Origin of the sequence: Comamonas sp. AG1104 (assembly GCF_003350425.1) — a bacterium.
GTDB lineage: Bacteria > Pseudomonadota > Gammaproteobacteria > Burkholderiales > Burkholderiaceae_C > Comamonas > Comamonas testosteroni.
The window spans coordinates 1-25,393 of the sequence record NZ_QQAS01000012.1 but is presented as its reverse complement, the minus strand read 5'-3'; the positions used below and the strand labels follow the sequence as shown (position 1 = coordinate 25,393).

Here is a 25,393-nt window from a genome sequence, read left to right as displayed (position 1 = left end):
AACAACAACAACAACAAGCAAGGAGACAAGGCTATGAGTTCCGACAAGCAAGCCTCGCACTGGCAACTCGCTGAGGTCTGGGGTGATACCGTCGACCTCAAGCACCTGAGCTGGTCCATCCTGATTGGCATCGGCATCAGCGTGCTCGGATTTTTTGCAGCCAGCCGTTGGCTGAGCTCGGTGGTCGAGTCCAAACAGCTGGCTCATGCCTACGCCATGCTCGCTGGCCTGGCAGGCTGTGTGCTGGCCGGCGCTATTTGCGCCCGCATCTTCCCACCCAAACGTGTGGTGACCGAAGAAGACATCTCCAGCAACCCTGAATGGCGCGCCGAGGTGCTGCGTGAGCTGGAGCAGCAGCCCGGTGGTCTGGGTTCGGTGTCTGACCTGCCCCCAGTCGTGGTGCAGGAGCTCAAGGAACTCAAGCTCTACGAGCTTTTCGTCACGCCACAGGCCTCCCAAAGCCGTGATGGCCAATAACCCAAGGAGTACACGGCATGGATCCTCAACTCATTGAACAAATCGGCGTCGCTGCGGGCATGGGCCTGATCGGCGCCATCGTCTTTGCTGCAATCGGACTGGTTTCCGGCACCGACGAAACAACGACACTGGCACCACTCACTCTGCTTGTCGTTTTGCTCGGCGTTCCGCCTGCAGGCGTCTTTACCTTCTTTCTGGCTGGTGCCGTTGCCAAGCACATGACCCACGCCGTTCCGACAGCGCTGCTGGGCATTCCCGGAGATACACTCGCCACGCCTTTGCTGCAGGATGCAGACTTGCTGCGCAAACTTGGCGTGCCGCATATTGCCTTGCGCAAAATGGTCTCGGGCGCCATTGTCGCGGCCTTTGTCGCCGTGCCGCTGGCGGTGCTGTTTGCAGTGATGCTGGCGCCGTTCGGCTCAACCATTACCAAGACTGCACCCTGGATTTTTCTGGCCGCAGCCGTGCTGATTGCTTATTTCTCCAAAGGCCGCTGGGGTGCAATTGCTTTGCTCGTGCCTTTTGTGGTGGTGATTCTGGCTCTGCAGGCCCTGACTGCCAAGTACGACACCAAGCTCAGCATCAGCTACTTCCTGGGTATCGCCATTGGACCTCTGGTCGCAGATCTCTTTACCGTCATGGCGCCCGCAGGCCGCAAGAGCATGTTGCGCGACAAGGTTCGCCAGTTCAACCTGGCTCCCGATGTCAAGGGTTGGTCGGGCTATTTCCCCAACCCTCTCAAGGTGCTGGATCGCACCCAGACCCGTTGGACATTGACGACTGCCGCCATTTCCAGTGCAACCTTTGTATTCAGCCCTGTGGCCATGACCGTGGTGCTGGGCGAGTTGGTGGGCTCTCGCATCAAACACGCTTATCACCGCCTGACCACGGTGCTCAGCGCTCGTAACGGCGTGACGGAAGCCACCTACATTGCTGAAGCGCTGATCCCGCTGATCGCCTTCGGTTTGCCCTTGAGTCCTGTGGCTGCCGGCCCTGCTGCACCATTGTTCAATGCACCTCCACGCTTTACGGTGGATGCTGCTACGGGCCAGACCCACAATCTGCACAACCTGCTGAGCCACTGGGAGTTTCTGGGCTACGGCATGTTGTCGGTGTTGCTTGCCGCAGTGGTGTCCTATCCGTTTGCAATGAACTACGCGCGCCGTGCTGCAATGTTTGTCTCGCGCAAAGTCAGCCACGAAGCCATCATTGCCACCTTTGTCGGCCTGATCATTGTGATCAGCGTCTGGGAAGGCGGTCTGCTGGGTCTGCTGGTGATCTTGACCATGGGCCTCATGGGTGGCCTGCTCTCACGCACCTTCGGCTTTAACACCGGCGTGCAGTTCATGGGCTATTACACAGCCGTGCTCAGCGTTCCTGCGCTGCTCAAGCTGTTCTGAAAGCGAGGGCAGCAATGTCGAATGCATCAGAGCGCCGGGTCAAGATCGTGGAAGTCGGGCCACGCGACGGCCTGCAAAACGAAAAGCTGCCTGTGCCATTGAATGCCAAGGTCGAGCTGATCAACCAGCTCAGCGGCGCAGGCCTGCGCTTTATCGAAGCGGCTTCGTTTGTGTCGCCCAAATGGGTGCCGCAAATGGCCGGTAGCGCCGAAGTGATGGCCTTGATCGACCGTAGCCCTGGAGTTCGTTACAGCGCACTGACGCCCAACCTGCAAGGACTGGAAGCTGCTCTGACTGCTCGCTGTGACGAGGTGGCGGTCTTTGGTGCGGCTTCGGAGACCTTCTCGCAACGCAATATCAATTGCAGCATTGCGCAGAGTCTGGATCGCTTCAGGCCTGTGGTGCAGAAGGCGCTGGAGGCTGGCGTCCCTGTGCGTGGCTATGTGTCCTGCGTGTTGGGTTGCCCCTATGAAGGCGATGTTGCTGCAGAGGCAGTCTTGCAGGTTGCGCAAGAGCTTTTGGCCATGGGGTGCCATGAGATTTCTCTGGGCGATACGATTGGCCGCGGCTCGCCCGAGTCCACACGCAAGCTGCTGGAAGTCTGCCTCAGGGACCTTCCCAGCGCGCGCCTGGCGGGCCATTTTCACGATACCTATGGTATGGCTGAAGCCAATGTCTGCGCTTCTCTGGAGATGGGACTGCGCATTTTCGACAGCTCTGTGGCGGGTCTGGGCGGCTGCCCCTATGCTCAAGGAGCATCAGGCAATCTGGCCACCGAAAAGCTGATCCATGCCTTGCATGCCATGGGCTATGAGACCGGCGTAGATATGTCCAGGGTTCAAGCCGCAGGTCGCTATATCCGACAAGTGCTGGGCGATTTGCATGACCAGCAAGTGGTGCAGCACTGAAGCCTGCGCTTCTACATAAGCACCGGCGCAAAAAGGCCTTGAGATCTCAGATCTCAAGGCCTTTTTATTTGAAGGCGTCAAAGCCCGCAGTCAGAGCAAGTTCCGACTTCTGCACGCAAGTCTGCCATGCGCTGCAGCAGTCGCTGACGTCTCTGAGATGAACTACCTCGACCCACCAGAGAGAAGCTTCTGGCTGTCTTGCACCGCAATTATTGCGATGACTGGCTCATGCTCGTCAGCAGAGTTGATTGTGGTGCGCTTCCAGCGCCAGACAACTCACCTCCCCTCTTGCTGAGGGACAGTAAAACTAAGCGTCGCGGTATAGCGTACATCGTTGTATTTCTTACCGCCCACAGTAACCACTGCATCATTGACACGAGCCGATACCTCCAGCACATACAGGCCAGGAAAAGACGGCATGAAGCTCACCGTACCGTCCTTTGACGGAGTCAGTGAACGGCGCCACCCTTCCCCCGTTTCGATATTCACCTGACTGGCTGCGACGGGCCGCCCCTTGAACATCAATCGAAAGGTGTTTCCGTCAGGGTGGGTAGGAACCAGCTCCAAGTCGTTCCTGGCCTGAATGTCCTGGCGACCGTAGCGAGCTTGATAGTAGGTAAGAACTCCATCATCGAGCCCGGTTGCAGAGAAGCGCAGATCGCTGATGGGCCTTGTAACAGCGATATGGTTGATCGCAGTCTGAATTGGCAATGATTTGCCATCAGCTTGCATTGCCTTGGGCTCCAGCAACGCAGGCAACTTGTCTAATGGCTTGTGTAACTCTCCTACGTAGGCTCGGACCTCCGCCCCGTCGGGCTGCACCCAGAGATACTCCGCTTGTGCCTGTGCTGGGCACCATAGGCCACTGATTAGCAGGCACAAGGCCATTCGATGAAATACAGGAAGCAATTGCACTCAGCGATCCTCATCTTGAAGGTTGTATTCAATCCGCTCGGCGTCTTGGTGCCTTTTGGATTTCTCCCTGTTCGACAATGGCCTGCAGTCCAGGCCCTGCCTCGAACAGCACATAACAACGACTGGGCAGGTTGATTGCTGGTCAGCGCGGAGTTTCTATCCGCCCTGCCCAGAATCAGTGGAGGTCCATCATGGCGAGCTCCACGGCAGCGAAGTACCGACGTTCAACTTTGAGCATCGGCACTCAGAAGTCATAACGCATTCCGACATTGACGCTGCGCGGAGCACCCCAGGTGTAGAACAAGCCTGCTGCGGTAAAGTTGGTGAGCCCGGCCATGTACTTCTTGTCCAGTGCATTGTTCACGTTCAGGCTGAACGACAGGTGCTTATCGACCTGATAGCGCGCCATCAGGTCCAGCACCGCATAACCTCTCTGCGACAAAGTGGCAGCGCTATTGCTCATCGAGGTCTTGCCCTGCCAGCGTGTGGCCGCTCCCACAGTCAGTCCCCGCAACGAGCCTTGGTCAAAGCGATAGGTCGTGCCGAGCTTGAACTGGTACTTGGGATATTGACTGGCGCTGGTGAGCGAGCTGCTTTGCTGCACCAGACTGCCCTGCGCTTGCCAGCCGCGCGCGAGTTCGCCCGCCAACTCCAGCTCCCAGCCACGCCGCGTTGCAGACGAGACCGCACGGTAGGCCGTAGTGCCCGCAGGAGTGAGATCACCACTTTCCTCTGCGGTGTTTTTCGTCTTCATCCAGAAATGAGCGATGCTGGCGTTCAAGCGCTTGTCGAAAAATTCGGCCTTGGCGCCGACCTCATAGGTGTTGCCCTCCTCCGGTGCCAGCGTTGAACCCCGCGCATCCTGAGCCGTCTGCGGCTGGAAAATGTTGGCGTAGCTTGCGTACAGCGACACGTTCGGCTGCACCTCGTAGACCAACCCAGCGTACGGGGTGATCACGCCGTTCTCCTTCATGTCATAGTTCCACCAGTAGGGTGTGATGTCACGCTCTTCAAACCGTGTGACGCGTAAGCCCGTGATCAACTGCAGAGGATCAGCCACCCGGAAGCGTCCCGCAGCATAGGCATAACGCTGCTTCTGACTGAATTTGTTGTTGCCGTAGTTCAAGACACTGAAATCAGGCTGAGGCAGCGCAGCGCCCCCCTGTGCCATGTTGATGCCGAGATTGCCGAGCGGCACCAGGTTCAACGCATTCAGCGGCAATTGCACATTGCTGTGAAAGCGCGATACGCCTGCGCCGGCCAAAATTTCATGCGAGCGGCCCAACAGCTCGAATGACCCCTTCACATCCAGATTGACGCTCCAGTTATCGGTCTCCATGTTGCGCCACCGGCCGAAGCTTGCGCGGTCCTGGTCGTAGAAGTAGCCAGCCTTCATATCGTCCATGGATACGTTCTGATGTGAGAACTTGAGCGTGGCTGTCCAGTCATCCGCCAGACGTTGCTCCAGACTGCCGAAGATATTGAGACCTTTTTGGGAATATCCGCCCCAGGGGGCACCGGTGTTGAAAGAGCGCGGCATCCAGGCCACCTCACCACCTGTTCGCGTGTAGCGCTGGATCGGCTGCGTAGTGCCGATACCTTGTGCATCGCGTTCGCGATAAGTCATACCGAGGTTGAGGAGTGTGCCGGGAGTGAGGTCCGCTTCGAGTGCCCCGAAAAGCATCTTGCTGCTGCTCTTTTCATGATCGCGGAATCCCCCTGCGTCCATGGCAGAAGCGACCAGACGCCCCCGTACTGTGCCCGCCTCGTTCAGTGGACCGCTCACATCGGCCTGTGTTCGATAAGTGTCCCAGCTCCCCGCATTGGCACGCACGCTGGCCTGAAATTCGCGGGTCGGGCGCTTACGGATCATATTCACCGTGGCGCCATAGTCGCCCTTGCCGACAACCAGACCGGATGAACCCTTGAGGACCTCGATCCGGTCGATCTCAGCCATATCGTCGAGCGAAAACATGGTGCTGGTCAGGTAATACCAGCCGCTGCTCAGCTGTGCCATGCCATCGGTCTGCAGGTTTACCTTTGCCCCACGCGCTTGAAAGTCAGTGGCATTGTTCTGCCTGTAGACGGCGATGCCAGGTGTCTGCTCCATCACATCGGTCAGCGTCTCCAGCTTGAAGTCATCCATGCGCTGACGCGTCATGACGGTCACGGATTGAGGTGTCTCGCGTAGCGAGAGATTCAGGCCCGTTGCCGTCCGGCTGGGGCCCGTCTGGGTGTAGCTGCCCGTGCCCTCGGTAACGCCGTCCCTCTCAAGCTGTGCAGTCACCGTGACTGTGGCCAGCGATGCGGAATCATCGTTTGACGCGATGGCCTTGATGATCAGACCACCCCCTTGAGTCACGGCGACCAGACCGCTTCCAGCCAGCATCTGCTCTACAGCCTGCTTCAGCGTGAGTGCTCCATGGACGGGGCGCGCGGTCTTGCCGGCAACCAACGCGGGAGCAAACCCGATCGAGGTGCCAGAGGCTGCTGCCAGCTCGTTGAGTGCGCTCCCCAATGGCTGGGAAGTGATCGAGAAACTGATGCTTTTTGCACTATCAGCAGCGGATTGCGCGTGCGCAATCACCGGGGAGAGGACTGCCAGGGCTGCGGCCAAGGCAAGAGGAGCGGGCTGGAAATGAGGCTGCGTGAAGCGCATGGAGAGGGATTCCGAACGTCGAGTAATGAATGAAAATGAAACTCACTACTCTTTAAGACGCATCAGATCACCAGAACTACACCCCTAGTCCGAAAAAAATTCAAAATGGCCGCATTGAGCATGAAGTGCTCAATGCGCACTGACGATTTCGGTCTTCCCCGATGACATGCCGACCAGCTTCACAGGCAGGATCTGGCTCAGCATGCGCGCAAACTCCCCTGGTCTATCAATCTGGTAGCTGCCGCCGATGGTCAGAGCGGCAACCGCAGGGTCGCGGATCTCCAGGCCCGTAGGCCCGTAGCGCTCCAGCTCCAGCAATGCATCAGCCAGTGAGGTGTTATCAAAACGCACCAAGCCCTTGCGCCAAAGGGCGACACTGCCGGGAGAAACACTGGCCACCTGGCCTAACACCCCGTTGGATGACACCCTCAGGCCTTGTCCTGCCAGCAATTCGACAGGCAGATCAGCCTTCGCGCTGGCGGTGCTGTAGGAACTGGCGACCCGTACATGACCCTTCTCCACCGAAACATTGACAGCCCCGGCATCGGCCCCCTGGTTGCGATAGCGAACGGAAAACCGTGTCCCAAGTACCGTGACACGCGCAGGCCCAGCGAGAACATGAAATGGCTTCTTGGGATCGGCCGCAACCGAGAACATGATTTGTCCATCAGCAATCCGCACTTCTCTGCGGTCGCGGTACATGGTGACCTTAGCCTGGGTGTCGGTGTCCATGGCGAGCTCGGTGCCATCTGGCAAGGTGACAAGCCTTTGCTGCCCCTTCTGCGCAACATAGCTGCTCTCGAATGTCGGCTGCAGCATCCATTGACGCCATCCAATCCCTGCCGCAAAGACCGCAGCACAACAGGCAGCGGCCAAGGCAGAGCGCGGCTGCATCCAGCTCAACAAAGCGCCTGCGCGCGCCCACCCCTCCATCGCTTTCGGCTTCGGCTTCGCAGGCTCCTCGCCAGGCTGCGCAGAAGATCCACCACTGGCGATGGCTTCGCATTTGAACGAGGAACGCGCTTTTGCAACCACGTCGGAAGGAGCAGAACGCAGCACCGCCACGTCTTGCATCAGACGACGAAACGCCGTGTCATGCGCAGCATCCTCAGCCAACCACTGACGCAGGGCTTCATGCTCGCTCTCGCTCAAGCCTTGCTCCCAACGCGAGTGCCATTCGACGGCCACCACATCCACCGGATTCTGTCGACTGAAAAAATCCGCAAGCTCGCGCGCTTCCGCTGCCTCGTCAAAGGAGGCCGGCACATTGCGCTGGGATGCAAAAGAGTGACTCATCTTAGGGATACGGATGCACGGGGCGGGGCAAAAATTCACCCTCGGCGAAACAGCTATGCAAAACGCACGCGAATTTGCGATCACTCGACATTATCAAGTTCCATTCTGCGCGCAGCACAAGCAAGTTTTCCGCGGCTGATGTACTGATTCACCATGCTCAGCGACACCCCCAGACGCTCTGCAATTTCCTTGTTGGGCAACTCATCGAAGATGTACATGCAGAAGGCATCACGACACCGAGGCGGCAGCCCCTCGATAGTGTCAAGATACGCTTGAATGCTCTGAGACGATGCATAGGCATGCTCGGGCTGCAGATGCAGAGGACTCGCAGGCTGATCCCGCTCCTCCAAAGAATCGATATTTTGATGCTGGCGCACCTCGGCCCGTCTATCCATATCGATTTTGGCGCGCAAGGCCACCTGCCTCAGCAATGCACCTGGCTCAAGAATGACCTGCCCCTTCTGCTGCATGGAAAGCACACGGGCATAGCTTTCCTGCGCCAGGTCAGCCGCAGTATCGCGGTCTCTCACTTTGCGCATGCAGAAATTCAGCAGGTCTCTGTAGTAGCGGGTCAGCACGATCCAAAAAGCCAGTAGCAATGAGTGAGGTCGAACGTGCGCGGCGGTAAGACAGCCCTGGATCCCTGGCGCAAAGAGTTGCGATCAACTACACGGCAAAATTATAGATTGATAATGCGACTTATTCTCAACCAAAGCATCCAGTGCGATGCGAACAACGGATACTGGTCGGTCGTGCCCCCTGTTCGGCTCAATGTCGACCGGCATACCTGATGGGTACCGACAGCAAACCGCCTCAAGCCGCCGTTCGAAAATCTGCGGTGGCCGGCTGCTTCTGACCGAGAGCCGCCAGTTATCTAAAGCAGCTCTCGACCCACGAAGCTCAATCGCTCTCACGCTTTTGTCACCCTTGGGGGTGCAATATGCTCTCCAGACGAGCGCGCATCCAGCGATGCCATGGACTGCTCAGATGCCGGTGCTGAAAATACACGTTCAAGGTGTATGACGGCACCTCAAAAGGTGCTTTGAAGATCGCAATTGCTGCCGATGCCTCCAACTGCAGTGCCGCCAGGCGGGGCAGCGTGATGAGCAAATCTGAATTTGCAACGATAAAAGGCGCGGCCAGGACACTGGGCAGCTCTATCGCAATCTCGCGAGTCCACCCGCCCTTGCTCAAAGCTGAGTCTATGACGCCTTTCTCCTCCTGCCAGGGTTTCACGACCACATGGCGTTCCGCGAGATATTGCGCCATGGAGAGCCTCTTGCCGATGCGAGGATGACCTCTGCGTGCAACGACGACATAGGCATCGGTATGTCCCTGCAAGACCTCCACGCCTTCTTGCGCAGGGCTGAATTCATCCGAAAAACCCATGACGAAATGGGCTCCTTCTTGCACCAGGTCGCTGTAGGCATCCCGATGACGCGAATGGACCACTCGCAGGCGTACATGAGGAGCCTCACGCTCAATCCTGGAGATCAACGCAGGCATCAAAGCAAAGGTGGTGAAGTCGGTCGCAGCAAAAGTGAAAGACTGAGTGCTGCTGCCAGGCGCAAACGTTGCCGGGTCGCCCAGCTGGTCCGAAAGCGTATGCAGTGCCAGCGTAATTCCCTCCGCCATCTCGGTGGCTCGCGGTGTGGGCTGCATGCTGCTGCCTGTGCGAAAAAACAGCTCATCACCCAATCCCTCCCGCAGTCGGGCCAAGGCATGGCTGCACGCAGAAGGACTGATGGCCAGCTCATCGGCTGCCGCAACGACACTGCGGTGGCGAAACAGTGCGTCAAAGACCAGCAGCAGATTGAGATCGAGACGGCGCAAAGCAAAGTGCATGACATGCAGTATGCAGTGAAAACAATGCACTACATGCAGTGTTCATTCCAATTAGCATCATGAAATTGATGATTTATGAGCCTTGAAATGACCTCCGCCATGACACCAGATCTCACGTTCCGCCATGCCCAAGCAGAAGATGCCGATCGCTGCTATGCCATCGAAGCCGGTGCCTATGAGGGTGATGAAGCCGCCACGCTTGCCAAGATCACCAAGCGTATTCGTGAATATCCGCTTGGCTTCCTGATCATGGAGCGCGATGGACAGATCATTGGATTCATCAACAGTGGCTGCGCCTACGAGGTGCGCATGTCTGACGAGGAGTTCAAGGAGCTGGTCGGGCATGACGCTGCCGCACCTAATGTGATCATCATGTCCGTGGTGATCGATCCGGCTTTCCAAGGCCGAGGCTACGCCACCACCATGATGCATACCTTTGTCGAGCAGATGCGCGCCGAGGACAAGAGAACCATCCACCTGATGTGCAAGGAGCGGCATGTGGGGCTGTACTCTCGCCTGGGATTCCAGTACCAGCGTCCTTCGGACTCAGACCACGGTGGCATGGCCTGGCACGAAATGGTCATGGCCCTGTGAACTGCACGGACTTCGAGGGCTCAAAGCCTTGGCCAATGGTTGCTTCTGGCCGATCTAAGACTGTCGCTGATCGACCCATATTGGCCAGTGGCTAATTGAATCAATTGGCTGACGCCCGCCTAGTAGCGACCAATTAGAAATACCATGGTTGGACTGTTCCATCCAAAAGCCTAGTGACTGTGCTTTACTCCCGCGTTCTTTGCTGGGGAAATTTATGCACTGATCTATACCTGTGCCGCTGAACATAATGGACCTACCTGCCGATTTTCCCGAGTTTTTCCTGCCCAGCTGTACATTGCGACGGATTCATCGTAATGACGTCCAGGCGATTTTTTCCGGGCTTTCCAATCCGCAGGTGATTGCCCACTACGGCGTGTCTTACGACAGCCTTGAAGCGACGGACGAGCAGATGCGCTGGTACGACGCGTTGCTGGAGGAGCATCGGGGCATTTGGTGGGGCGTCACCCTCCCGGGGAGGGATGAACTTATTGGCGCCTGTGGTTTCAACGATTGGTCTCACTCCGATCGCAGCCTGGATATCGGCTATTGGCTGATGCCAGAACACTGGGGACGAGGGCTGATGCAGGAGTGTCTTCCCACCATCCTCCGCTTCGCTCTGTTCTCACTCGGCGTACACCGCATCCACGCAGATGTTGAACCTGAGAACCCCGCCAGCACTCGTTTGTTGGAGCGCATCGGTTTCGTGTTCGAGGGAACCCTGCGAGATGTGGAATATAAGGACGGTCGCTTCCTCAGCCTGCACCAGTACAGCCTGCTGGCCACTGATCCGGCGGGGCGAGCTTTGCAGGAAGACAACACTCCTATCCTTCGTCCATCCCGCGCGTCTGATGCGCAGGCGCTCAGTGCTTTGGCTCATCGCAGCAAAGCCCATTGGGGATACCCCGAAACCTGGATGGAGGCATGGGAGGCCGCGCTGACTTTCCAACCTGAGCAAATGACCGGTCAGTACGCGGTGCTGGTCGCAGCGGATGGGCAACTATTAGGCTTTTATGGTCTTGAGAGCCGCGAGGAAGGCTGGCAGTTGGAACATTGCTGGGTCGACCCACAGTCCATTGGAAGTGGTCATGGGCGGCACCTGGTGGAGCATGCGCTGTCTGTAGTGCGCGGACTGGGCGTGAACACTCTGGCGGTGGAGTCGGACCCGTCGGCTCGGGGCTTCTACGAGAGACTGGGTGCACAGCATGTGCGCGATATGCCGCGCCCGATATGTGGTGAGCCCCGATATTTGCCAATACTTGAGTGGGAGTTCAATCACTACCCTCTAGAAAAATAGTGACCGCCGTTCACTTTGCTGTTGGCAGCCATGGGCAGTACCGCTCTTCCTGAACGACGGTTATGGGTCGATTGCTGGCCGACACGCAGGACCGCTGTAGGTACCCTCGGTTTATCGCGCTGCCCCATCAAGTCTGCCATCCAGCGACAGACCGCTCACGCAGCCATAAGCAGCCCCTTGCAGGAACTGCTCCAGGGATCGCTCCTGGCCGGTAGCAGCCCGCCACCGAAGGCTGCTCACTACCCAGAGGAGACAGTCACCCTTCAACCGCAAAGCGGTCCATCGCTTGCCCAAGCCCATGGCATTCAGTGATGCAGAAGGTTCCATTAAATGGAAAACATGGGCGACGGTAACGGCCAAAACTATCCATAGATGCTGCCGGTTTTGGGATACTGTTGCTCTAGGGCTTGTTGTGTTTGCACTCCGCCATTCGGCCCAGTTCAGGCTTTAAGATGAACTTATGGCATTTGATATTTACGCAGGAACTTTCGTTCGCTTCTATACCCGAGAATGGGAAAACGTCATTCAAGCTCAAGCTCGAATGGACGGCAATGAATACAAGATGATTTATGCAGGGGAAGATCAAGGCCCTCCTCGCAAAGAAGATGTTCTAGCGGCTGTAGATGCATGGAAAAGCGGTATCAATGCCGCACTCGAACCCCATGGCCTGGGCCCTATCGAGTGGTCCGAAGAAGACACTCAACCGTACTATACAAACCGTCCATCTTGGGAAGGCTACTCGGCCATTCAACAGTGGGCAGCTCATTTGGAGAGGCCGAACCTCTCCGTCCCCTATCTTCTTCCTGAAAGCTACGCGAGTGGAACAGCCATGGCAAGCATCCTAGAAGACGATAAAAACCTCCATTTCAGATCAATTCTTCAAGGTGGTGTCTGGCTTCCTGGTGATTTCGAGTTCCTCTTTAAGTTTCCTGCGCTCACGGATGGTGAAATCATGATTGGTTCAACGGGTCGACTTCTTCGAGAACTCAACGAGCTCAAAGGTCGACCTCTGATATGGGATAAAGAGCTCTCGCTCTCTTTCGATAGAAAGAAGGATTCGATCGCCTTTCAGGAGGCCGCTGAATGGGCATTGCCAATCTTCACGAGTGTTATCGAGCGTGGACATGCTGCAAAAGTCCCCTTCATTCTGTCTTTCTAGAGATGCACCCTAACAATTCATTCGGGTTTCTCGCAGATCAGCGTTTGAACATTTCTGAGCCTGAATATCTTTCAATGTCTCACCAGGAGTTTGAAAACGTCTGGCAACAAGTGAGGGCATTTAGCGAATGCGCCCAATTAACATAAAAGCATCTGCTCCCAGCCTGACTGGTCGTTCAACGCGGACGCCGCGGCAGGCCATGCCTTGGGCATTCTCATGGCCTGCCGCAGTATCCTTCGCACTTCGTGCTCCGGCGCCGGTTAACTAGGGCGTTAGACCTTGCAATGACTCTCTCAGAACTCGAAGACGGACTGCGATCAGCTCAGCTGTTCTCGGCGTGTGGCCAATTTCGCAGTGAGCCAGGCGCTATACGGCTCCAGTTGGCTATTGGCTGGGATTGGCTGCCAACCAGTCGTGACCAGCCAGACCCTATTCACGGCCTTAAGCAGCTAGATCAACTAGATGCAGCCGGCCTCGGAGCCGAGCGCCGGGCTGCCGAGCTATCTCTTGTAAAAGCCGTATTGGTGGGACAGCGATCGGTCGAAAGCTATCCGGTGCTTATCGAGGGTCCGGAGGACTACGCACAAGCTGCTCTTGCCGGCGCTCAATTCTCCGCACGCATGGCGGCCCGCGAGCTACTGCTAGAGCAGCCCGGCTTCTGGGTCAAGGTGGTGACGCTTTACATCGCCGGGTTCTGGCCATGCGGCATTCTTCCAAATCAAGATTTGGTCATTTACTAGGCCAGATCTAATAATTCATTCAAACCGAAGCCGCTTTGCGGCTCGGCTTGATTAAGGCGTTGAATGTCTGCTTCTTGATTTCATCAGCGACGGCTCATGGCCGACTGATGATGCCCCGCCCCGTTGACTGCCTGTCATAAACCAGATGCTCAAGGCGCAGCGCCGAAGGTCGGCTTTGCGGCGCTGCGCTCACAAGTAGCCAGGCCCGGCTTCGGCCAGCAGCAGTCCTTGGAGGCGTTCCAGCAAGCGACTGCTTCTGGCTGTATGAGCAGTCTGTCGCCAAATGACAGACTTGATGAGGCCGCGCCACAAACCTGAGGTACCCGTTAGCGGTCGTTCGCGTCGGCCAGCAATCGACCCATTGCAGCCACATTGCGATTCCCGACTAAGGAAGGTCTGCGCAATGCGCTTTGAGATGTGCTGATGCTGGGCGGCCAAACAGATTCGCTGCGACGTTTCGTCCACAAGCCATCGCAGCGCTGTCTGAAGCCGGTTCTCCTACTCTTTGGCCGTGTACAGGCGCACTCATGCCTGCGCTCCTATCAAACGCCCTCGCACCATCCACAAGTTCGAAAATGCGAACAGGGTGTGCAACTGCGCGGTGTTCTTGGCTAGGCCGCAGTAGTGCACCTTCACGTGGCCGAACTGGCGCTTGATCACACGGAACGGGTGTTCGACCTTGGCCCGGATGCTGGCCTTGAGGCGTTCGAGTTGGTCGGTCAGACTGTCCACCAGGCGAGTCTTTTCCAGCAGCTTGCGCTTGCCTGGGTGCATGGCGATGTTCCAGTGCACGCCATGGCCTCGTACTTTTCTGCTGCCCACCGCAATAAGCGCACCGTGTGTGTAGACGTGTCCGAGCCCAAAGGGCGTGGCATGGCGATGCGCATCGCTACAGGACGCAGACGTGCATCGGCACGCTGGAGCGCTGACCATGCCGACATCACAGCGCTTGCGGGGGCAGCTGCCCCTGACCAACTCGGAGGCACCAGCACGTTGGCCGATCCGGCGGTGGTCGAGCGACTGGTGAAGGATCGCCTCAATACATAGGATTCCGTGCAGAGCTACTGCCTGGAGTAAGAGCGGGGGCTGCCCCCTGCCCCTACCTCATCAAATCCGAGCCAAGCTCACTGCCGGGGCGTCCGGACATAGCTGCGCCACGAACTGTTCGCGAAGCCAGTGGCGAGGCGCGTCGCGCTTGACGCAGACGCGGTGTTGGCGCAAAGCCCAGGGCTCATCCAGTGCTGCAATTACCGTGTGCGCTTCGTCCTGGGGCGTGACTGCCGAGCGCGGCAAGATAGCCAGTCCTGCTCCAGAGGCCACGAGTGCTGCAATTGCCCCAAACCCTGTTACCTGTACGCGCACATCAAGACGGCCGCCAAGCAGCACCGCCTGATTGGTCAGATAGGTATGCAGTGCAGTCCCGGTCTGAAGACTGATGAAGGGGTGATTCAGGCAATCGGAAAAACGTAGCGAGCGGTGCTGGGAAAAAGCATGGCGACGCGGCAACAGCACGACGAAATAATCTTCCTGGTAGGGGTAGAAAAAAAGCTGCGGATGGTCGGTATCCACAGCCACGATCCCCACATCGGCTCGCCCCTCGGCCACAGCCGGAATGATGTCAGTGCCCATGCGCTCCTGCAGATGAATGCGAACGTCGGGATAGCTAGCCAAAAAGGCCGCAAGATCCTGAGGCAAGAATGAGTGCAGGACATTGTTGTTCGCCAGCACCGTGAGCCGGCCGCTCAAGCCTTGGGCGAAGGGAGCCAGGTCACCCTCCATCTGCACGAGACCAGCCACGCATCGCTGCACATGCTCAAGCATGATTTCTCCGGCGGCGGTTGGTACGACCCCACGTGCGTGGCGGACAAAAAGCGCCGTGCCCAACGCCTCTTCAAGCGCTTTGATCCGGAGGCTGGCCGACGAGGGGGAGAGATGGCATCGGGCAGCGCCACGCGACACATTCCCTTCCTGGCAAATCGCATGGAACACTCTCAAATCAGTCAGTTCGTAGCGCATTGTCTTTTTGCTGCTGTGAAATCCCGAGTGTGGCTCCATTAAGGAAAATGACAAAGCGTTTGTAAAAGACAAAACCATGATTTGAGAAATCTCGCTTGTTGGGACTGAGCACTCTTTGAATACTTCAGCTTTGATTTACTCAAGGAGACAAACAATGGTTTTGCACGCTACGCTGCGACGTCGGGTGCTGTGGGGCCTATTGGGCGCGACGCTCAGCCCATCGGTGCTGGCTGCTCCGGCATCGGCATCCGGCTACCCCCAACGCCCCGTGACCTTCATTTCCCCCTTCCAAGCAGGTGGCGCCACTGATTTGATGGCGCGTGTGCTGGCTCAAAAGCTCGGAGCAGCTTTGGGGCAGCCGTTCGTGGTGGAAAACCGAGTCGGCGCTACCGGCCTCATCGGGGAAACCGCCGTCATGCGTGCCAAACCCGACGGCTACACCATCCTCATCGCCAGCAACAGCAGCCACGTGATTGCGCCACTGCTACAGGCCAAGCGGCCATTCCATCCAGTGAATGACTTTGAGCCGATCAGCATGCTCAGCAGCTATCCCTTGGCATTGACAGTGGCGGCGGGGTCGCCCTTCAAGTCTGTCGCCGATCTGCTTGCGCAAGCCAAAACACAGCCTGGCACGCTCAACTTCGGCAGTGTGGGACAAGGCAGTGTCATTCACCTCGTGAGCGAGCAGTTCGCGCAGCAAGGGCAGGTCAAGCTCACACACATTCCGTACAAGGGCACTCCCGCGTTGACCACGGCACTCCTGTCTGGAGAGATTGGGATGCGGTTTGACAGCGTGGGGTCCACTAAGCTGCTGGTGGAGGCCGGCCGTGCAAAGGTATTGGCTGTCTCCGGCCCTACACGGTCTGCGCTGATGCCCCAGGTTCCCACGTTGCGCGAGGCTGGGGTCAGTGGCGTAGACGCCCTTGTATGGGTAGGAGCCTTTGCCCCTAAAGGTACGCCACAGCCGATCGTGGACCTACTGCGCGAAAAGATGCAATCCCTGCTTCGCAATGATCCAGAAGTCAAGCGCGTGCTAGCTGGCAACGGAATGGACCCCATCGGTTCGCAAAGTACCGAGTTCGCAAAGGCCATAGCGGACGAGTCCAACCGCTGGTCCCAGCTGCTGACCCGGATCGACCTGCAACTCAATTGATCAGGAAAATTTTCAGATATGCCCATACTTGACAACGCGGCTCGCAATGATTTGCTGCAACCGGGACTTGGCGGAGCCTTTGTACGCGAGGGTTTTGGCACTGCTCCGCCTTTTACGCCGACCGGCAATGCCCTGGCCGGCATGCGCATGGGGGTCAAGGATATATTCCTTGTGCAGGGTCAACGCATGGGGGGTGGAACACCGGCCTGGGGAGCGCAGCAACCTATCGCCCAAGAAAGTGCACCAGCAGTGCAACTGTGCCTGGAAGCAGGCGCGCACTGGATCGGAAAGACGGTCACGGACGAGCTGGCCTACAGCCTTGCAGGTATCAATCATCACTATGGCATGCCCCACAACGCTGGTGCGCCGGGGCGACTACCTGGAGGTTCATCATCTGGCTCGGCTGCTGCCGTGTCCGCTGGTGACGTGGACTTCGCGCTCGGCACCGACGCCGGTGGTTCCTGCCGGTTGCCAGCCAGCTATTGCGGTATTTGGGGAATCCGGACGACGCAAGGGCGCTTGCCGGGTGGGGGATTCAAACTGGCACCCAGCTTCGATACCGTCGGCTGGTTTGCCAAGTCCGGCGAAGACATGGCACGCATTCATGCCGTGATTGACAATGAGGCTGTACACGAGGCCCAGCCTGACCTTCAGATACTCCTGTTTGAAGACGCCCTGCATGTGTGTGACCCTGACGTTCGCACCATGTTCATGGACGATTTGCAGCGACTCGGCCTGAATGGGCAGTGGTTACCTGCCGGCGAACTTCCTCTTGCCCACTGGGCGCAAGCCCACCGTATCCTGGCAGGAGCGGAAACTTGGAGCATCCACGGCGATTGGGTGACAGCACATGGCGCAGCATTGGGGGCCGATGTCCGCGCCCGGTTCGGGTTCGCTTCGCAAGCCGCTCAAGAAGACCTGGCGGTATGGCAAGCCCTCCGAGATGCCGCGACCCGTATGCTCGACAAGCTGTTTGCTGATACGGGGGCATTCGTGCTGCTGCCTACTGTTCCAGGGCCAGCGCCCATGCGCGATACCGCAGCTCATGAATTGCAACGCATGCGAGAAATGGCGCAGCAGTTGCTTTGCATCGCAGGACTGGCAGGGCTTCCGCAGGTGAGCTTTCCGTGGCGCAACGTGGATGGAGCACCGGTAGGCATGTCCGTCATTGGCCCTCGCGATGCAGATGCCCAGGTGTTGGCTGCAGCCATTGATTGCCACACGCGCATGACGACCGATATTCCTGCTGCGGCGAAAGACGCTATTCGTTGACGGGGTTGAATGTGCTTCGGTACTGCTGAGGAGTGACGCCCACGCAGCGCACAAAAGCTCTGCGCATGCGTTCTGAATCCACAAAGCCGTATTCAAACGCAATGGTTTTCAGGGGCGTGGCGCTGCACTCCAGCATGGATCGGTCGGCATCCGCCCGTGCCCGCTCCACAAACTCCCAAGGCGTTATTTGAAGCTCTTTCCTAACGCGTACCTCAGGTTTGTGGTGCGGCCAGAAATCGACCCAAAGCAGTCGCTAGCAAGATCACCAGCCAGTGTCTGCTCTGGGTGGGAGCGGTCACTCGACACCAGGCAATCTGGACGAAGTCTGGCCGCAAGTTTGCATGCCGGTTAGCCTGTGACTCAACACCGAACACAAGCCTGAGCTTCACCGAGAGCCACCATCGCATCAGTGAGCTGGGCCATGTATTGCGACATCGCTCGGCCATCACCTGATTGCATACCCACGAATGCACCGTCGAAGCCTGCGACACCGAAGAATGCCAATGCATTCGCCAACTCATCAGCGACCTTCTCGCCCTTGTCGTTAAAGGACATCCGAATCATGTGTCGCATGTAGTCGAGACCCTCTTTACGGATCTCGGCGATCGTTTGCATTGCTTCGGGAGCATCTGTGGCCTCGCTGCTCATAACCAGCAGCAGCAGCAGACGAAGAAAGTCCTCTCGATGCACAAAGACTTCACCCGTCTTGTGCAGGTACCAACCAAGTCGCTCACGTGGCGTTCCACCTTCCGGGGGCGGCTGATGAGCATCGCGCATCGCAGCGAAGAACTCCCTCGCGCCACGCGCCATCACTTCGGACAGCAGACCCGCCTTTGACTCGAAATGGTGATAGATCGCGCTCTTGGGAATACCGCTCTCCTGCACTAGTGCGGACATCGATGTGCCGGCATAGCCACGGGTAGCCATCACCTTGGCTGCCGCATCGAGTATCTCCTGACGCGAACGTTGTCCGCGCCGATTTCCATTGCTTTTGCTCTCTTCCATATGTGCAGTGTATGTGTCTGGCGACTTCACATGCAGCACTCGGCAGCAGCAATTGCCTTCGGTGTACCTGCCGTCCACCTCAAATCATGTGGGCTCTTAATACGTTCACACATCAAATTCATACATGCAAACCCTTACTAGTTTTCACTAATCACAAATTATGGACCAATCGGTACATTATTGTTTTGTACCGATTGGTCCAATTTAATCCATGTCAAAGCATGCTTGATCTGAGCTTTATGACTGGCACCAACGGTTGCGAACTCAGGAGACAAGCTAAATGACCACCAAGACCTACGACGCAGACGTTGCCATCGTCGGCTATGGCCCGACAGGGCTGATCGGCGCGCTAACCCTCGCCAACAAAGGCGTATCTGTGATTGCGCTGGAGCGTGAGCAAGACATCTACCAACGAGCCCGTGCTGTGACGGTCAATGACTGGACGATGCGCATCTTCCAGGACCTGGGAATTGATGAGCGCATCGAGAAAGTCATAGATCCACAGCGCGCGCTTCGCTGGATCACCTATGACGGCACGGAAATCATGCGAGTGGAGCACCCACCGAGCACCTTGGGTCGCAAGCCGCGCTTCTACAACATCTACCAACCCACCATGGAGGCTGAACTGCGCCGCTGCGGTGATGCCTACGGGGAGCGCCTACAGGTCCGGTACGGCGCTGAAGTCATCGCTATCGAGCAAGACTCTGACGGCGTGACGCTGACCAGCCGTGACAAAGCAACCGGCAAGCTGAGTTCCGTGCGGGCACGCTACGCGATTGCCGCCGACGGGGGCTCCAGCCCCTGCCGTGGGATGCTCGGGATAGATCTGCTGGGTGACACCAATGACGTGACGTGGGTGGTCATCGACTGCCGCGTCAAGCGCTGGTGGCCTGACCGTGACTTTCTGACTTTCTGGTCTGACAAAAACCGCCCTGTGGTCGATATCGCGCTCTCGGCTGGCAATCACCGCTGGGAAATTCCTCTCACGCCAGGCGAGACACCGGCCGACTACCCATCCAGTGCAGAGGTCTGGCCACTGCTCAAGGCCTTGGGCGTGACGGAAGACGATGTCGAGATTCACCAGCACGCGTTCTACAAGCACCATGTACGCATGGCCGACACGTGGCGCAAGGACCGCGTCTTCCTGGCCGGTGATGCAGCTCACTTGATGCCTCCATGGGCAGGCGCTGGCATGCAAACAGGCATGCGTGATACTTTTAATTTGGGTTGGAAGATGGCCCGCGTCATCAAGGGCGAGTTGCCCGACAACTGGCTCGACACCTATGAAACGGAACGCCGCCCCAATGCGGTCTTCTACACCAATCTGGCCGTAGCTCTGGGACGGGTAATCAAGCAGGAGGCTAGTGCCGAGGAAATCGAAGCCCTCCATGCAGTACCCACCGAGACAGTAACGCCCTACGAACCGCCTTTGATCGCACCGCCTGCACTGGAGGCAGGATGGATACGCGGCGCCACAGGCGATGCCAGCATCGTCGGCCGAATGATTCCTCAGCCCATCGCGGGAGACACTTTCGGAAAGATGGCCCGTCTCGACACCTTGCTGGGTGATGGCTTCGTCTTGCTGGGCGTCGATACGAATCCAGCTGACTTGCTGACCCCAGAAGAAAAAGCCGGCTGGGACGCACTCAATGCTCGATACCTCACGGTTCGCCCCAAAACCGCTTACACGCACGGTTCTGATGAGCTGGTGGATCTCGACAACGTATTGCTGCCTTGGCTACAGCGCTACGGAGTCAAAACTATCGCCATACGCCCAGACAAGTTCGTAGCGGCAGCCGATACCAGTGGCCTCGCTGTGCCCGCCTGAACACCTCCCGTAGTTCTGTAAGGAGACTCCAATGAGTAGCGTGAATCAACTTGCCTATGTGGGCATTGAGGCCAGTGACCTTGCCGACTGGGAGCGCTTCGGCGTCGACCTGCTGGGTATGCAGCTGGGCTCCAGGAGCTCTGACTCCCTGCAATTGCGCATGGATGACAAAGTCTATCGATGGTTGATACAGAAGGGCCCCGCGGACGATCTGTCGCTCACCGGTTTTGAGTGCGGCAGCGATGCAGACCTCGATGCCATCGTTGCACGCCTGCAAGCCGCAGGTCACCAAGTGCAGCAAGGGGATGCAGCCCTTGCAGAGCAGCGCCAAGTCCAGCGCATCTTTGTAACGGCAGACCCACTCGGGAATCGTGTGGAGCTGGTCACGGGATTCGCAACCGCAAGCACACCCTTCGTCTCCAAAACGCTGAAATCCAGCTTTGTGACGGGCTTCGGCGGCGCGGGCCATCAGGTACTCATGGAGCGAGGCATAGATCGCCAGCAGTTGATGCACTGGTATGGGCTGCTCGGCTTCAAACTGACCGATGTGATCGACGAGAAGCTGGCTCCCAACTTCATTGCCAGCGTGGCGTTCATGCACTGCAATGGTCGCCATCACACCTTGGCCCTGGCAAATATGCCGTTTCCCAAGCGCATTCACCACTTCATGGTCGAAGTGTCCTCCATGGATGACGTGGGCCATGCCTATGACCGCTGCATGGACGACCGAAGGCAGTTCGAGATGACGCTAGGCGTGCACCCCAACGATCAGATGTTCAGCTTCTATGTCCGTACCCCTTCGGGCTTCAACGTGGAGTTCGGCTGGGGTGGCTTGGTCATTGATGAGCAGACCTGGCAGGTCCAGCACCTGGATCACCTCAGTAGCTGGGGACACCGCCACCCCAAGGCTGTAGCTGAGTTGCTGCAAGCCTGAGCCTCGACTTCATTTCATTTATCCCAAAGTCCCAAGGAGATACCAATGTCTATCACGCAAGCCAGCACTAGCCGTACCGTCAAAACTCGCGACTGGAACCTGCAATATTACGAAGCCGGTGAAGGTCATCCCGTCATACTGCTGCATGGCAGCGGTCCGGGCGCCACCGGTTGGAGCAACTTCTCCGGCAACATTGAGACGCTGGCGCGCCAGTTCCGCGTGCTCGCGGTTGATATGCCCGGCTGGGGCCTGTCCGATGCGTGCACGGTGGACCGCCTCGACCATGTGGATGCAGCTATCCAGTTCATGGATGCACTCGGTATCGAGAAGGCGGCCTTTGTCGGCAACTCCATGGGTGGTCAGACTTCTCTGCGTCTGGCCACCGAGTATCCGGAGCGCATCAGCCACCTCGTCACCATGGGGCCGCCCGTGGGCAAGATGCCTTCGCTGTTCGGAGCCGGCGACGGCCCCTCCGAAGGTCTGAAGGTTCTGATCCAGGCTTACCAGGACGCGTCACCAGAGAACATGCGCCGTCTGGTTGAAATCATGACGTTCGACAAAGCGCGCTTTGCCACTCCCGAATTGACGAAAGCACGCTCCGATGCGGCGCTGGCCCGCCCGGAACATCTGAAGAACTACGTTGCTGGACTGCCCCAGGGTGCACCGCTGCCCAAGTGGGTGGACCGCTCCAAACTGCCGCAGATCCAGATCCCCACGCTGCTGATTCACGGCCGTGACGACCGCGTCGTTTCATATGAAAGCTCTCTGTTCTTGCTCGCCTGCATCCCCAATAGCCGACTGGTACTACTCAATCGCTGCGGCCACTGGGCAATGATCGAACACGCCGAGGAATTCAACCGCCTGGTTGCAGACTTCATCGCCAGCAACTAAGCACTTGCATAGGCCTGCGGCGCCGACGTGGTCGCGACAGGCCCTGGACTTGCTTACTGAAATTTCATGAATGGAGAACAGCATGAAACTGAAGACTCTCCTGGGCGCCAGCTTGCTGGTGGCAGCCTGGGCTGGCGGAGCATTCGCACAGACGCGACTTGTGACCCTTGGCACCCAGGGTGGACCTCTGCCATCCACCGCTCGGTCGCAGCCAGCCAATGCACTGATGGTGGGCGACAAGGTATATGTCATTGATGCGGGTGACGGCGTCCTGCGACAGCTGTATGCGGCAGGCATAGATCTGCGCAAGGTCAGGCAGATCTTCATCACCCATGACCATGACGATCACAACGCTGGCTGGGGCTCATTGCTGGGCGTGCAGTGGGATCTCGGGATCTGGCCGGTGGACGTCTACGCACCGAGTGCGAAGTCCATGATGAATGGCTTTCTTCAGTATTTCTCGGTCAACGCACGCATTCGCCAAGCAGACTCAAAAAGCGGAAAACTCCCTCCCGAGAAAGCATTTCATGCGCATGACATCCAAGGCAATGGCCTGGTCTTCAAAGATGACTTGATCAGCGTTACGGCCCAGGAGAACTGTCACTACAAGGTAGACCCGGCTGCTGACGCCAAACGCGGCAAACAAGATCGCTCCTATGCGTTGCGCATCCAGACGCCCGACAAGACTATCGTTTTCAGCGGTGACACAGGCCAATGTCCAGCGCTGACTGCCTTCGCCAAGGACGCCGACCTGCTGGTGCATGAGGTCATAGACCTGCCTCTGACTCGCGAGATGATGCGACGCCAGCATGTACCCGATGCAGTAGCGGACGGCATGATGCGCCACATGACCGAGGAGCACACGGTACCGGAAGACATCGGCTTGCTCGCGAAGGCCGCCGGCGTCAAGAAAGTCATCCTGACACATCTGGTCCCCGGCGGCGATGAGCCAGATTCGCGATACACCGACGGCGTTCGCAAGCACTTCAGTGGACCTGTCGAAGTGGCACGCGATCTCATGGTCTTCGAATAGAGGCCCCCCAGAGTAAACAGCACTTCACCACCGGCTGCACCAGGTCTGTGGTGTGGTCGGCCGACTGCGGCCGAAGGCAAAGAGCCTTGCTCCTTACCCGATCACAGCTCCCCCCATATGACTGCCCCATCAACAAACCTTCATGCTGCTGCCCTGGCCATACGAGAGGCTCGCAGCTCCCGCTGCCCGATTGCCAGAGTATCCGAAACCTTTGGCATTACCGGGCTCGACGCTGCCTACCAAGTGGCTCAACTCAATACACAGGCTTGCCTGGAAGATCCAGCCCGCCGAGTCGTTGGCCTCAAGGTTGGACTCACCAGCAAAGCTGTACAACAGCAGCTGGGAGTGGATCAACCCGACTTCGGAGTGCTGTTCAACGACATGGAATACATGAATGGCGACACCATTCCCATGAGTCGACTCATCCAGCCCAAGGTGGAGGCCGAGGTTGCCTTTGTCGTCGGCAAGGATTTAGGCAGCCATGCGCCCTCCTGGGCCGAGTTCCTCAACGCCCTGGCTTATGCCTTGCCAGCGCTGGAGATCGTGGACAGCGTGATCCAGGACTGGAAGATCACCCTGGTGGATACCGTGGCCGATAACGCATCTTCGGGTCTCTATGTGCTGGGCGAACAGCCTGTCAGCATCGGCGCACTGGACACCTCGGCCCTTGGCATGCAGATGAGCATCAACGGCAGAACCGTTTCGGTCGGCACGGGCGCCGCCTGCCTGGGCCACCCTCTGCGCGCAGCCTACTGGCTGGCCTGCACCATGGCCGAGCGCGGCCATCCCTTGCGCGCTGGCCAACTCATTCTGTCCGGTGCCTTGGGACCCATGGTAGCTCTCAGCAACGGCGACCTGGTCCAGGCACATCTGGGCAGCCTGGGCAGCGTCGGCTGCCGCCTGGCCTGACGACCCCTCTCCTACAAGGACACCCATGAGCAAGAAACTCAAGGCCGCCATCATCGGCAGCGGCAATATTGGCACGGATCTGATGATCAAGATCCTGCGCCATGGCAAAAACATCGAGATGGGCGCCATGGTCGGCATCGATCCCCACTCCGACGGCCTTGCCCGCGCCTCCCGCATGGGCGTGGCTATCACCCACGAAGGCGTGGAAGGCCTCACGCGCATGCCCGGGTTCGCCGACATCGACTTTGTGTTCGATGCCACCAGCGCGGGCGCACATGTGAAGAACGACGCCTTCCTGCGCAGCCTCAAGCCCGGCATCCGCATGATCGACCTGACGCCGGCAGCCATCGGCCCGTACTGCATTCCCGTGGTCAACGGCGACATGCATCTGGATGCGCCGAATGTGAACATGGTTACCTGCGGCGGCCAGGCCACCATCCCCATGGTGGCGGCCGTCTCTCGTGTGGCCAAGGTGCACTACGGCGAAATCATTGCCTCGATTGCCAGCAAGAGTGCCGGCCCCGGCACCCGTGCCAACATCGACGAGTTCACCGAGACCACGTCCAAGGCGATCGAAGTCGTGGGCGGTGCCACCAAGGGCAAGGCCATCATCATCATGAACCCGGCCGAGCCGCCTCTGATCATGCGCGACACGGTCTACACCCTGAGCGAGCTGGCCGACGAGGCCGCCATTGCCGCATCAGTGGAGCAGATGGCCGCTGCCGTGCAGTCCTATGTGCCGGGCTACCGCCTCAAGCAGCAGGTGCAGTTCGACCGTATCGACACCCCGATCCGCATCCCCGGCGTGGGCTATGCCCTCACGGGCCTGAAAACCTCGATCTTTCTGGAAGTCGAGGGCGCGGCCCACTATCTGCCCGCCTACGCCGGCAACCTCGACATCATGACCAGCGCCGGCCTGCGAACCGCCGAGCATATGGCCGAGCGCATGCTGGCGACGCTCGCCGTGGCCGCCTGAGGAGACGACACACCATGACGCAAACCAAGAAAATCTACATCTCCGACGTGACCCTGCGCGACGGCAGCCACGCCATTCGTCACCAGTAC

The 25,393-nt window shown here is 58.2% G+C and carries 23 protein-coding genes and 1 pseudogene; 15 read left to right on the top strand and 9 right to left on the bottom strand.

Features of this window, described 5'->3' with window-relative positions; genetic code table 11:
• Nucleotides 1-33 precede the first annotated feature (33 nt).
• The 3 genes from DFO48_RS23215 to DFO48_RS23205 are packed head-to-tail and all read left to right on the top strand — an operon-like array spanning nucleotide 34 to nucleotide 2,785.
• Entirely contained in the window at nucleotides 34-477 is a 444-nt protein-coding gene (locus tag DFO48_RS23215; RefSeq protein ID WP_114864904.1) for a hypothetical protein, read from the top strand.
• A gap of 17 nt (nucleotides 478-494) precedes the next feature.
• The gene (locus DFO48_RS23210; protein ID WP_003066594.1) at nucleotides 495-1,877 is read left to right on the top strand and encodes a tripartite tricarboxylate transporter permease; all 1,383 of its coding nucleotides are present in this window, start codon (nucleotides 495-497) and stop codon (nucleotides 1,875-1,877) included.
• Between the two features lie 14 nt (nucleotides 1,878-1,891).
• Complete coding sequence (locus DFO48_RS23205; protein ID WP_114864903.1) at nucleotides 1,892-2,785, top strand: hydroxymethylglutaryl-CoA lyase; 894 nt, start codon at nucleotides 1,892-1,894, stop codon at nucleotides 2,783-2,785.
• Between the two features lie 276 nt (nucleotides 2,786-3,061).
• On the opposite strand, the gene DFO48_RS23200 is transcribed toward DFO48_RS23205, so the two are convergent.
• The 5 genes from DFO48_RS23200 to DFO48_RS23180 all read right to left on the bottom strand — a co-directional run bounded on the left by DFO48_RS23200 (nucleotide 3,062) and on the right by DFO48_RS23180 (nucleotide 9,500).
• Nucleotides 3,062-3,517: a DUF4198 domain-containing protein gene (locus tag DFO48_RS23200; RefSeq protein WP_233506506.1), complete on the bottom strand. Its 456-nt coding sequence runs from the start codon at nucleotides 3,515-3,517 to the stop codon at nucleotides 3,062-3,064.
• A gap of 427 nt (nucleotides 3,518-3,944) precedes the next feature.
• A complete protein-coding gene (locus DFO48_RS23195) occupies nucleotides 3,945-6,359 on the bottom strand; it encodes a TonB-dependent receptor (protein ID WP_114864901.1) in 2,415 nt (804 codons plus the stop codon).
• Between the two features lie 129 nt (nucleotides 6,360-6,488).
• The gene (locus tag DFO48_RS23190) at nucleotides 6,489-7,655 is read right to left on the bottom strand and encodes a FecR family protein (RefSeq protein ID WP_114864900.1); all 1,167 of its coding nucleotides are present in this window, start codon (nucleotides 7,653-7,655) and stop codon (nucleotides 6,489-6,491) included.
• Between the two features lie 80 nt (nucleotides 7,656-7,735).
• The gene (locus tag DFO48_RS23185; protein ID WP_034350297.1) at nucleotides 7,736-8,233 is read right to left on the bottom strand and encodes an RNA polymerase sigma factor; all 498 of its coding nucleotides are present in this window, start codon (nucleotides 8,231-8,233) and stop codon (nucleotides 7,736-7,738) included.
• Between the two features lie 343 nt (nucleotides 8,234-8,576).
• Nucleotides 8,577-9,500, bottom strand: coding sequence for a LysR family transcriptional regulator (locus DFO48_RS23180; RefSeq protein ID WP_114864899.1), 924 nt, complete (start codon nucleotides 9,498-9,500; stop codon nucleotides 8,577-8,579).
• An 87-nt stretch (nucleotides 9,501-9,587) separates the two neighbouring features.
• Here DFO48_RS23180 and DFO48_RS23175 point away from each other — a divergent pair, with 87 nt between their 5' ends.
• The 4 genes from DFO48_RS23175 (at nucleotide 9,588) to DFO48_RS23155 (ending at nucleotide 13,287) form a co-directional block, all read left to right on the top strand.
• Nucleotides 9,588-10,094 carry a GNAT family N-acetyltransferase gene (locus tag DFO48_RS23175; RefSeq protein WP_199407042.1) on the top strand — a complete coding sequence of 169 codons (507 nt, stop codon included), beginning with the start codon at nucleotides 9,588-9,590 and terminating at the stop codon, nucleotides 10,092-10,094.
• A 247-nt stretch (nucleotides 10,095-10,341) separates the two neighbouring features.
• The gene (locus tag DFO48_RS23170) at nucleotides 10,342-11,388 is read left to right on the top strand and encodes a GNAT family N-acetyltransferase (RefSeq protein WP_233506504.1); all 1,047 of its coding nucleotides are present in this window, start codon (nucleotides 10,342-10,344) and stop codon (nucleotides 11,386-11,388) included.
• Nucleotides 11,389-11,848: 460 nt separating this feature from the next.
• Complete coding sequence (locus DFO48_RS23160) at nucleotides 11,849-12,547, top strand: hypothetical protein (protein WP_114864896.1); 699 nt, start codon at nucleotides 11,849-11,851, stop codon at nucleotides 12,545-12,547.
• A 284-nt stretch (nucleotides 12,548-12,831) separates the two neighbouring features.
• Entirely contained in the window at nucleotides 12,832-13,287 is a 456-nt protein-coding gene (locus DFO48_RS23155) for a hypothetical protein (protein ID WP_114864895.1), read from the top strand.
• Between the two features lie 525 nt (nucleotides 13,288-13,812).
• Here the strand turns inward: DFO48_RS23155 and DFO48_RS23150 are convergent.
• Together DFO48_RS23150 and DFO48_RS23140 are read right to left on the bottom strand one after the other, a co-directional pair.
• Nucleotides 13,813-14,079, bottom strand: a pseudogene (locus DFO48_RS23150) (transposase); the annotation flags it as partial.
• A gap of 315 nt (nucleotides 14,080-14,394) precedes the next feature.
• On the bottom strand, nucleotides 14,395-15,303 hold the full coding sequence (locus DFO48_RS23140) for a LysR family transcriptional regulator (RefSeq protein WP_114864893.1): 909 nt from the start codon (nucleotides 15,301-15,303) through the stop codon (nucleotides 14,395-14,397).
• A gap of 154 nt (nucleotides 15,304-15,457) precedes the next feature.
• Between DFO48_RS23140 and DFO48_RS23135 the strand changes: the two genes are divergently transcribed.
• Entirely contained in the window at nucleotides 15,458-16,456 is a 999-nt protein-coding gene (locus tag DFO48_RS23135; RefSeq protein ID WP_114864892.1) for a tripartite tricarboxylate transporter substrate binding protein, read from the top strand.
• 51 nt (nucleotides 16,457-16,507) lie between these two features.
• Nucleotides 16,508-17,728, top strand: coding sequence for an amidase (locus DFO48_RS23130; RefSeq protein ID WP_233506503.1), 1,221 nt, complete (start codon nucleotides 16,508-16,510; stop codon nucleotides 17,726-17,728).
• Here the strand turns inward: DFO48_RS23130 and DFO48_RS23125 are convergent.
• Nucleotides 17,718-17,978 (bottom strand): helix-turn-helix domain-containing protein, encoded by a 261-nt coding sequence (locus tag DFO48_RS23125; protein WP_080569939.1) that lies wholly within the window; start codon nucleotides 17,976-17,978, stop codon nucleotides 17,718-17,720. The genes DFO48_RS23130 and DFO48_RS23125 overlap by 11 nt on opposite strands.
• Before the next feature lie 110 nt (nucleotides 17,979-18,088).
• Nucleotides 18,089-18,733, bottom strand: coding sequence for a TetR/AcrR family transcriptional regulator (locus DFO48_RS23120; RefSeq protein ID WP_003081579.1), 645 nt, complete (start codon nucleotides 18,731-18,733; stop codon nucleotides 18,089-18,091).
• A gap of 280 nt (nucleotides 18,734-19,013) precedes the next feature.
• Between DFO48_RS23120 and DFO48_RS23115 the strand changes: the two genes are divergently transcribed.
• The 6 genes from DFO48_RS23115 to DFO48_RS23090 all read left to right on the top strand — a co-directional run bounded on the left by DFO48_RS23115 (nucleotide 19,014) and on the right by DFO48_RS23090 (nucleotide 25,304).
• A complete protein-coding gene (locus DFO48_RS23115) occupies nucleotides 19,014-20,561 on the top strand; it encodes a bifunctional 3-(3-hydroxy-phenyl)propionate/3-hydroxycinnamic acid hydroxylase (protein ID WP_003081581.1) in 1,548 nt (515 codons plus the stop codon).
• Between the two features lie 31 nt (nucleotides 20,562-20,592).
• Nucleotides 20,593-21,495 (top strand): VOC family protein, encoded by a 903-nt coding sequence (locus tag DFO48_RS23110; protein ID WP_114864890.1) that lies wholly within the window; start codon nucleotides 20,593-20,595, stop codon nucleotides 21,493-21,495.
• 45 nt (nucleotides 21,496-21,540) lie between these two features.
• Nucleotides 21,541-22,386 (top strand): alpha/beta fold hydrolase, encoded by an 846-nt coding sequence (locus DFO48_RS23105; RefSeq protein ID WP_003081586.1) that lies wholly within the window; start codon nucleotides 21,541-21,543, stop codon nucleotides 22,384-22,386.
• Between the two features lie 82 nt (nucleotides 22,387-22,468).
• Nucleotides 22,469-23,419 (top strand): MBL fold metallo-hydrolase, encoded by a 951-nt coding sequence (locus DFO48_RS23100; RefSeq protein ID WP_003081588.1) that lies wholly within the window; start codon nucleotides 22,469-22,471, stop codon nucleotides 23,417-23,419.
• Between the two features lie 117 nt (nucleotides 23,420-23,536).
• Nucleotides 23,537-24,328, top strand: a complete 792-nt coding sequence (locus DFO48_RS23095) for a 2-keto-4-pentenoate hydratase (protein WP_114864889.1) — start codon at nucleotides 23,537-23,539, stop codon at nucleotides 24,326-24,328.
• 25 nt (nucleotides 24,329-24,353) lie between these two features.
• A complete protein-coding gene (locus DFO48_RS23090) occupies nucleotides 24,354-25,304 on the top strand; it encodes an acetaldehyde dehydrogenase (acetylating) (RefSeq protein ID WP_114864888.1) in 951 nt (316 codons plus the stop codon).
• Nucleotides 25,305-25,393 lie beyond the last annotated feature (89 nt).